We start from the raw sequence: 9588 nt of genomic DNA, 5'->3' as shown, positions 1-9588 counted from the left end.
CAAAAACAGGCTTATTTCGTTAGTTTCATGTGAGTAATGGTCATAACGCATTTTCGCGCTGTAACCCGCTGTAACTCATTGGCGACGATCATTTTCTGCTGCGCACAAAAAGAAACCGCCGGCAGGACCGGCGGTTTCTTCACGCGATTTTCATCGCATCGACAATGACGCGTTGCGCAATATCAGCCGCACCATACGCGTGCGTTGCGGAACATCCGCAGCCACGGCGAATCACCCTGCCAGTCACTGGGGCGCCAGCTCAGGTTGAGCGCGCGCGGGGTGCGTTCGGGGTGCGGCATCATGATGGTGACGCGGCCATCGGTGCTGGTCAGCCCGGTGATGCCGTCCGGCGAACCGTTCGGATTCAGCGGGTACTGGCTGGCCACGTTGCCATCGCCATCGACGTAGCGCAGCGCCACGCGCGCGGCCGCCTGGTCGACCGCAGTGGCGAACACCGCCTGGCCTTCACCATGGGCAACCGCCACCGGCAGGCGCGAGCCGGCCATGCCGCGCAGCAGGATCGACGGCGACTCCACCACTTCCAGCAGCGCGGTGCGGGCTTCAAACTGCTCGCTGCGGTTGCGGCGGAACTGCGGCCAATGCTCTGCCCCGGGGATGATGTCCTTCAGCTGGCTCATCATCTGGCAGCCGTTGCACACGCCCAGCGCGAAGCTGTCGTCGCGGGCGAAGAACGCGGCGAACGCATCGCGCAGGGCGCTGCGCTCCAGCACCGAGGTGGCCCAACCGCGGCCCGCACCCAGTACGTCGCCGTAACTGAAGCCACCGCAGGCAACCAGGCCGGTGAAGTCGGACAACGCCACGCGGCCTTCGATCAGGTCGCTCATGTGCACGTCGTACGCGCTGAAACCGGCGCGTTCAAAGATGTTGGCCATCTCGATCTGGCCGTTGACGCCCTGTTCGCGCAGCACCGCCACGCGCGGACGCGCACCGGTGTTGATGTACGGCATTGTCACGTCTTCGTTGAGGTCGAAGGTCAGCTTCGGCTTCAGGCCCGGCGCGTTGAAGTTGCGTGCGATCGCACGTTCCTGGTCGGCGGTCTCGGGATTGTCGCGCAGCTTCTGCATGGCATGGGTGACCGACCACCAGGCATCGAACAACGCTTCCCAGCGCCACTCGACCAGGCTCTCGCCCTGCAGCGAGACGCGCACCACCGGGGCGGTGGTCGGGCGGGCGATGCGCTGCGCGCATTCGGTCAGGGCGTGGCGCTCGACCAGGTCGGCGAACGCCGCACGGTCTTCCTTGGCGATCTGCACCACCGCGCCCAGTTCTTCATTGAACAGACTGCGGAACGGATCATCGCCCCACGCATCCAGGGTGATGTCCAGGCCCTGGCGCGAGGCGAAGGCCATTTCGCACAGCGCGGCAAACGCGCCGCCATCGCTGCGGTCGTGGTAGGCCAGCAACAGGCCGGCCTGGCGCGCATCGCGGATCAACTCAAAGAACGCGCGCAGGCGCTGCGGGTCGTCCAGATCCGGCACGGCACCGGCGAAGGCCGGCAGCGCGCTGTGGTCAGCGTGCACCTGGGCCAGGATCGAGCCGCCCAGGCGCTGCTTGCCCGCGCCCAGGCCGATCAGCCACAGCTCGCTGTCGGTCTCGCGGTCGAGCAGCGGGGTGAGCTGGGCGTTGGCGTCGGCAACCGGAGCGAACGCGGTGATCACCAGCGACACCGGCGACACCGACTTGTGCGCCTGGCCGGCATCGTGCCACTGCGCCTGCATCGACAGCGAATCCTTGCCCACCGGAATGCTCAGGTCCAGCTGCGGGCACAGTTCCATGCCCACCGCGCGCACCGCGTCATACAGCAACGCGTCTTCGCCGTTGTGGCCGGCCGCGGCCATCCAGTTGGCCGACAGCTTTACCGTGTCCAGTGCATCCACCGGGGCGGCGCACAGGTTGGTGATGGCTTCGCCCACCGCCATGCGCGCCGAGGCGGCAGCGTCGAGCAGGGCCAGCGGGGTGCGCTCGCCGATCGCCATCGCCTCACCGGCGACGGTGTCGAACCCGGCCAGGGTGATGGCCACATTGGCCAGCGGCAACTGCCACGGGCCGATCATCTGCTCGCGGGCAGTCAGGCCGCCCACGCTGCGATCGCCAATGGTGACCAGGAAGTTCTTGGACGCCACCGACGGATGCGCCAGCACGCGCAGACCGGCTTCATGCAGGTCCATGCCCTTGGTCTTCAGCACCGGCCAGCGCGGGGCCGGCGGGTGGGCGGTATCGCGGTGCATCTTCGGGGCCTTGCCGAACAGCACGTCCATCGGCAGGTCGATCGGAGCATCGGCCGGGATACTGCCAACGGTCGCGCCGTAGGCCACCACCAAGCGTTCCTCCGCGGTGGCCACGCCGACCGCGGCGAACGGACAACGCTCGCGCGCGCACAGGGCGGCGAACTCGGCCAGCCGCGCCTGCGGCACGCCGAGCACGTAGCGCTCCTGCGACTCGTTGCACCACAACTGCATGGGCGACAACGACGGGTCGTCGCTGGGCACCTTGCCCAGGTCGATCACACCGCCCACGGCGGAGTCGTGCAGCAGTTCGGGGATGGCGTTGGACAGGCCGCCGGCGCCGACGTCATGGAACCATCGGATCGGGTTGTCGGTGCCGAGCGCGACGCAACGGTCGATCACTTCCTGGACACGACGCTCCATTTCCGGGTTGTCGCGCTGCACGCTGGCGAAATCGAGGTCTTCGGCGCTTTCGCCGGAGGCCACTGAACTGGCCGCGCCGCCGCCCAGGCCGATCAGCATCGCCGGGCCACCCAGCACGATCACCGCATCGCCGGGCTGCAGGCGCAGCTTCTCGACCTGGTTCTGGTCGATCGCACCAAGGCCACCGGCCAGCATGATCGGCTTGTCGTAGGCGCGGGTCAGGCCCTCGCCTTCGGGCAGCTCGAAGCTGCGGAAGTAACCCAGCAGGTTCGGGCGGCCGAACTCATTGTTGAAGGCGGCACCGCCGAGCGGGCCCTCCAGCATGATGTCCAGCGCCGGGGCCATGCGCGGATTCAGCGCGCGCGGGGCTTCCCACGGCTGCGGCAGGGTCGGGATGCGCAGGTGCGACACCGAGAAGCCGGTCAGGCCGGCCTTGGGCTTGCCGCCGCGGCCGGTGGCGCCTTCGTCGCGGATCTCGCCACCGGCACCGGTCGCCGCACCCGGGAAGGGCGCGATCGCGGTCGGGTGGTTATGCGTTTCCACCTTGATGCAGAACGCCGAATCGACCACCGCCTCGCTGCGGTACTGGCCACTGGCCGGGTCCGGGCGGTAGCGCGCGGCCGGCAGGCCGGCAACCACGGCGGCGTTGTCGCTGTAGGCGCTCAACGTGTGCTGCGGGGTCTGCTGGTGGGTGTTCTTGATCATCCGGAACAGCGAGTGCGACTGGTCGGCGCCGTCGATGGTCCAGCTGGCATTGAAGATCTTGTGCCGGCAATGCTCGGAGTTCGCCTGGGCGAACATCATCAGTTCCACGTCCGACGGCGCGCGGCCCAGCGCGCCGAAGCGCTGGCGCAGATAGTCGATCTCGTCCTGGGCCAGGGCCAAGCCCAGGCGGCTGTTGGCCGCTTCCAGGTCGTCCAGCGCGATGCGTTCCAACGCGCCACGGGCCGGCGCGCTGAACAGCGCCTGGGCCTGTGCGGTGTCGGTCAGCACCGACTGGGTCATCGGGTCATGCAGCGCGCGTGCCACGGCATCCTGTGTGGCGGCATCGCTCGGCCAGCCAGCCAGGTCGATGCGCAGGCCGCGCTCGACGCGCTGGATCGGCTGCCCGGCACCGCGCACCAGCTCGGTGGACTTGCTCGACCACGGCGACAGCGTGCCCAGGCGCGGCACCACGTAGCGGCTGACCGCCTCGGCGGCACGCTCGGCCGGGGCCGGCTCGGCTTCCAGGATCCGGCTCAGGATCACCGGGCCTGGAGCGGCGCTGCCCTCGGTCTGGATGAAGTAGACATGCCAGGCACCGGTGATGCGCAGATCGGTGGCCAGGGACTGCAGGCGGGATTCAAGACGTTCGCGGCGGAACGGCGAAAGGGCGGATGCGCCCTCGAGGACCATCATGTCCGGGGAACCGTGGTTGGGAACGGGGCCCACTATTGTACCCAAGTCCACCGCCGCGACCGCCCCGGCCGGATACCTCCCCGCCCGGGCCTTCACAGCCGAACCTTGCGCTGGCTCACGGATTGGCCGGGAATTACATGACAACGTTATCACTACCTGGCCGACGTGCTTTCCGGCCGGGTCCTCGTCCGCCCCCACTGCTGTTGCCGGCCTCTCTCACCGGCGCCCGGACCTGCTGCACGCGGGCCGTCCACCTGGGCGGCCCGCGCCCATCACTAGATCGGAGTAAGACCATGCCTGACCCGATGATGCGCAGTGCGGTGACATCGTTATCCTCCCAAACCCCGGCACGCCACAGACGTTGGCTGCTGGCCCTGGCACTGGCTGCGGCCGGCACTGCCCCCGGACTGGCGCTGGCCGCCAACTGTACCGGTGCGCCGGAATGGAACGGCGCGGTGATCTATCTGTCCGGCACCACCCTGCAGAAGGGCGGCGTGCTGTATCGGGCCAACCAGGACATCTGGAATGCCCCGCCCGACCACCCCGCCGGTGCGCCGTACTACACCAACCTGGGCCCCTGCGATGGCAGCGGCAGCAACCAGCCACCCAGCGTCAGCCTGACCGCGCCCAGCGCCGGGGCCAGCTTCACCGCCGGCAGCAGCATCACCGTCAGCGCCAACGCCGCCGACAGCGACGGCAGCATCAGCAAGGTCGAGTTCTTCCGGGGCGGCACCTCGCTGGGCATCGACACCAGCGCCCCGTACAGCGTGACCTGGGCCAACGCCAGCGCCGGCAGCCACACCTTCAAGGCGGTAGCCACCGACAACAACGCGGCGGTGACGTCCTCGGCCACGGTCAGTGTGACTGTCACCGCGGCGAGCAACGACACCACCCCGCCCAGCGTGCCCGGCGGGCTGGCCTCACCGTCGAAAACCGCCAGCACGGTCAACCTGGCCTGGAACGCGGCCACCGACAACAGCGGCGGCAGCGGTGTGGCCGGCTACGACGTGTACCGCAGCGGCAGCCTGGTCGGCTCGCCCAGCGCCACCCAGTACACCGACGGCGGGCTCACCGCCAGCACTGCCTACACCTACACGGTGCGGGCGCGCGACAACGCCGGCAACGCCTCGGCGCAGAGCGCGTCGATCAGCGTGACCACGGCAGCGGGCGGTGGCGGCGGCAACAAGCGGGTGATCGGCTACTTCACCCAGTGGGGCATCTATGGGCGCAACTATCGGGTCAAGAACATCGACACCAGCGGTTCGGCGGCCAGGCTCACCCACATCAACTATGCCTTCGGCAACGTGCGCAACAACCGCTGCGAAGTAGGCGTGACCCAGGCCTCGGACCCCAACACCGGGGTGGGCGGCGATGCGTTCGCCGATTACAGCAAGGCCTTCGGTGCCGGCGAGAGCGTCAGCGGCAGTGCCGATACCTGGGACCAGCCGCTGCGCGGCAACTGGAACCAGCTCAAGCAGCTCAAGGCCAAGCATCCCAACGTGAAGGTGCTGATCTCGCTGGGTGGCTGGACCTGGTCGCGCGGCTTCTCCAGCGCGGCGCAACCGGCCAACCGCCAGGCCTTCGTGGCGTCCTGCGTGGACGCCTACATCAAGGGCAACCTGCCGGTGACCGACGGTGCCGGTGGCGTGGGCGCGGCGGCAGGGGTGTTCGATGGCATCGACATCGATTGGGAATACCCGGTGGCCTGCGGGCTGAGCTGCGGCACCCCGGCCGACAACGCCAACTACACCGCGCTGCTGGCCGAGTTCCGTCGCCAGCTGGACGCGGTGCGACCGGGGCTGTTGTTGACGGTGGCGGTGGGCGCGGGGATCGACAAGGTGCGTGTCACCGACCCGGCCGCCTACCACCCGTACCTGGACTACATCAACGTGATGACCTACGACTTCCACGGCGCGTGGGATCCGCAGACCAACCATCACTCGGCGTTGTTCGATTCGCCGGCCGATCCGTCCACCGGCGACCAGAAGCTGTACAACAGCAATGATGCGATGGAGGCGTTCCTGAGCCGCGGGGTGCCGGCGAGCAAGTTGAACCTGGGCATCGGCTACTACGGGCGTGGCTGGACCGGGGTGGGCAGCGCGAACAACGGGCTGTACCAGAGCGCCAGCGGCGCGGCACCGGGGACCTACGAGGCCGGCATCGAAGACTGGAAGGTGCTCAAGCACCTGGCCTGGAACGGCTACACCGACAACACGGCCGGGGCGACCTGGGTCTACAACGGCAGCACGTTGTGGAGTTTCGATACGCCGGCCAACATCACCCGCAAGATGAACTACGTGAAGGCGCAGGGCTTCGGCGGCGCGTTCATCTGGGAATTCAGCGGCGACGACGCGCAAGGCACGCTGACCAAGGCGGTCAGTGATGGGTTGAATTGAGTTTCTAGAAGCTGAAGGGCGGAAAGCTAAAGCTAAAAGCTGAGCAAAAGCCCAAGCCGAGCAAAAGCGAAAACAAAAGCGCCCCGGATGTTCCGGGGCGCTTTTTTGTTGGCGATCAAAACCCTGGGCCGCTTGCCCTTCGCGCTGGGCGGGGGTGTGCGGGTTCACGGGACACGCTGCAAGTACGTCCATGTAAGCTCCGCCACCGCATCCATGCGGTGGAGGGTCCCGTGAACCCACACACCCCCGCCCCAGACAGTTGGCTGGTGGCCATGGGCAAGCAGGGATCTCTGCTACCCACCGCCCTCCACCCCCCAACCACTCCTATCCACGCTTTCCCCAAGCGAACGCAGCAGACCCCCACCCCTCGCTGCGTCAGCAGAACCGACGCTTGCCTGTGAGCACCGGAAATGTGTCGGGGGTAGGTGGGGGTGGGGTGGAGGGACCCTCCATCGCATGGATGCGATGGCGGAGCTTACAGGGGTGAAGGCGTGCGCTTGCGAGGCACTGCCTCGCGCACGACTGAACGCCGCGCCGCAATGCGGCGTGGCCGGGCCCCGGAGGGGGACTTGCAGCGTGTCCCGTAACCCCACCCCCACCTACCCAGTACGCAGAACCCGCACAGCGCAGCTGTTGCTCTGCTCTGCCTGGGATTTGCTTCTGCTCCAGCGCTTAAAAGCTTCTAAAAAATCACTTCCCCCCAATACGCTCCAGCGCGGCTTTCAGCTGGGCCGGCGGCAGGTAGCCACCCAACTGCGTGCCATCGGCGGCGAAGATCGCCGGCGTGCCGTTGACTCCCATCTGCTGGCCCAGCTTGTACTGCAGGGCAACCGGATTGGTGCAGTTCTTCGCGACCACCGGCTTGCCGGTCTTGGCCGCCGTCAACGCCTGCTTGCGATCAGCCGCGCACCACACCGAAATCATGTCCGTGTAGTCCTGGCTGCCCAGGCCCATGCGCGGGAATGCCAGGTATTCCACGCTGATGCCGTTGCGGTTGAGCTCGGCGATGTCCTGGTGCAGCTTGCGGCAGTAACCGCACTCGATATCGGTGAACACGCTGATGGTGTGCTTGGCGTTGGGCGCGGCAAACACGATGCGCTCGGCCGTGGGAACGCCCTCCAGCAGCTTGCGGCGGTAGCTCAACAGGCCCTGGCTGCTGACCGGCGCCTTGTTCTGGATGTCGTAGGGCTGGGACTGCATCAGGTACCGCCCGTCATCGGACACGTACAGCACCTGGCCGGACACCAGTACTTCGCGGAAGCCCGGGAACGGCGCGGCACCGATGAAATCCGGCTTGAAGTTGGGGTCCAGCTGCTGCAGTGCCGTGCGCACGCGCTGGTCGGCACTGCCGCCCGCAGCCGGGGCCGCCTTGGTCGCGGAGGCGGCCGGGGTTGCCGCCGGGGCGGACGGTTGCTGCGCACAGGCAGTCAGGCTGATGGCGCCGAAAAGCGCGGCAATGGCAACACGGAGCATCGAGCATTCCGGGGGTGGAAGAAGGTGACCGCGATTCTCGCACAGCCGCCGATCACCGCAGCGGGACCGCGGCGGAACAGCGACAGGGCGCATGAAGAAGGTGCAGATTCAGCCGCGCGGGTGATGCCGCGCATGCAGCTTCTGCAGGTGCTCGCGCGCCACCAGCGTGTAGATCTGGGTGGTGGACAACGAGCTGTGGCCCAACAGCATCTGCAGCGCGCGCAGGTCTGCCCCGTGGTTGAGCAGGTGGGTGGCGAAGCTGTGGCGCAGCCCGTGGGGGCTGATCCGCACCGGGTCGATCCCGGCCAGCACCGCGTATTTCTTCACCAGTGCCCAGAACTGCTGGCGGCTGAGCGGGTGCAGCGAGGGCGCCAGGAACATCGGCACCGCACCGTCCTGGGCGGCCGGCACCGGGCGCTTGCCCGCCAGCTGCGGCCGCGACTGGGCCAGGTAGCGTTCCAGCCAGTGCTGGGACTCCTCGCCCAACGGTACCAGGCGCTCCTTGCTGCCCTTGCCGGTGACCCGCAGCACGCCCTGGCGCAGGTTGACCGCGTTGGCCGGCAGGTTCACCAGCTCGCTCACCCGCAGCCCGGCGGCATACATCAGTTCCAGCATCGCCCGGTCGCGCAGCCCCAACGGGCTGTCGATGTCCGGCGCGGCCAGCAGTGCATCGATCTGGCTTTCGGCCAAGGCCTTGGGCAGCAGGCGCGGCAGCCGCGGCGGATCCAGCAGCGCACTGGGGTCTTCGCTGCGTTGGCCGCGGCGCAGCGCATCGGCAAAGAACGCCCGCAGTGCCGATAGCAGCCGTGCGGTGCTGCGCGGGGACCAGCCATGCCGGGTCCGCCAGGCCAGGTAATCGAACAGTCCGGCCCGGTCGATCGCACCCAATCCCCCCCCGGCCCCATCGCGCCAGCGCGCCAGCCCCTCCAGGTCGCGCCGGTAACTGTCCAGGCTGGCGCGGGCGAGTCCGTGTTCGGCCCAGATGGCATCCAGGAAGCGCTGGATCAGCGCGTTGTCAGCATCGCGCAGCGGCGGCAGCTGCTGCACCATCTGGCGGCGCAGCGCGGGGGTAGTAGCGTCGGACATGCCACCAGCATACGGAGCAGCGCGCCCGGCAGCCATCGAACCGTGGCAGCGGCGCAGGTATGCTCGGCGCATGGCCAACACCACCGCTGCGACCACCGACCGCCCCGCCTCACTGCTGCTGTGGCGGCTGCTGTCGCTGCTGTACGACTTCTTCCCCGCGTTGGCGCTGTGGATGCTGGCCAGTGCGCTGTTCGTGGCCGGCTATGCCCTGGCCGGGCACGCCGCCCGCGACAACATCGCCCCGTTCAGCGCCCTGCAATGGCTGCTCTGGCTGTGCTGCTGGATCGTCACCGGCCTGTACGCCACGCTGAGCTGGCGCCGCGGCGGCCAGACCCTGGGCATGCGCCCGTGGCGGTTGCAGGTGGTCAATACCGATGGCTCGGCACCCACCCGCCGCCAGCTGTGGCTGCGTTACAGCGTTGGCACGTTCTCGGTACTGCTCGGCGGCCTTGGCCTGTGGTGGGCCCTGCTTGATCGCCAACGCCTGACCTGGCACGACCGCGCCAGCGGCACGCAGCTGCAGCGCCTGCCCAAACGCTAGCGCCAGCCACGCAGGTGGTGGCGCC

General features: G+C 68.1%; 5 protein-coding genes. 2 read left to right on the top strand and 3 right to left on the bottom strand.

What is annotated here, in order from left to right:
• Window positions 1-182: 182 nt before the first annotated feature.
• Window positions 183-4067 (bottom strand): phosphoribosylformylglycinamidine synthase, encoded by a 3885-nt coding sequence (gene purL, locus AC3IR9_RS02895; RefSeq protein ID WP_489293936.1) that lies wholly within the window; start codon window positions 4065-4067, stop codon window positions 183-185.
• Between the two features lie 293 nt (window positions 4068-4360).
• Between purL and AC3IR9_RS02890 the strand changes: the two genes are divergently transcribed.
• Window positions 4361-6463, top strand: coding sequence for a glycosyl hydrolase family 18 protein (locus AC3IR9_RS02890; RefSeq protein WP_489293934.1), 2103 nt, complete (start codon window positions 4361-4363; stop codon window positions 6461-6463).
• A 690-nt stretch (window positions 6464-7153) separates the two neighbouring features.
• Here the strand turns inward: AC3IR9_RS02890 and AC3IR9_RS02885 are convergent.
• Both AC3IR9_RS02885 and xerD read right to left on the bottom strand, forming a co-directional pair.
• Window positions 7154-7936 carry a thioredoxin fold domain-containing protein gene (locus tag AC3IR9_RS02885; protein ID WP_489293932.1) on the bottom strand — a complete coding sequence of 261 codons (783 nt, stop codon included), beginning with the start codon at window positions 7934-7936 and terminating at the stop codon, window positions 7154-7156.
• Window positions 7937-8044: 108 nt separating this feature from the next.
• Window positions 8045-9022 (bottom strand): site-specific tyrosine recombinase XerD, encoded by a 978-nt coding sequence (gene xerD, locus AC3IR9_RS02880; RefSeq protein ID WP_489293931.1) that lies wholly within the window; start codon window positions 9020-9022, stop codon window positions 8045-8047.
• A gap of 70 nt (window positions 9023-9092) precedes the next feature.
• On the opposite strand from xerD, the gene AC3IR9_RS02875 reads away from it, so the two are divergent.
• Entirely contained in the window at window positions 9093-9563 is a 471-nt protein-coding gene (locus AC3IR9_RS02875; protein WP_489293929.1) for an RDD family protein, read from the top strand.
• Window positions 9564-9588 lie beyond the last annotated feature (25 nt).

This window comes from Stenotrophomonas sp. GL_101, from assembly GCF_057835675.1.
This window is presented reverse-complemented; position numbering and strand designations above follow the sequence as displayed.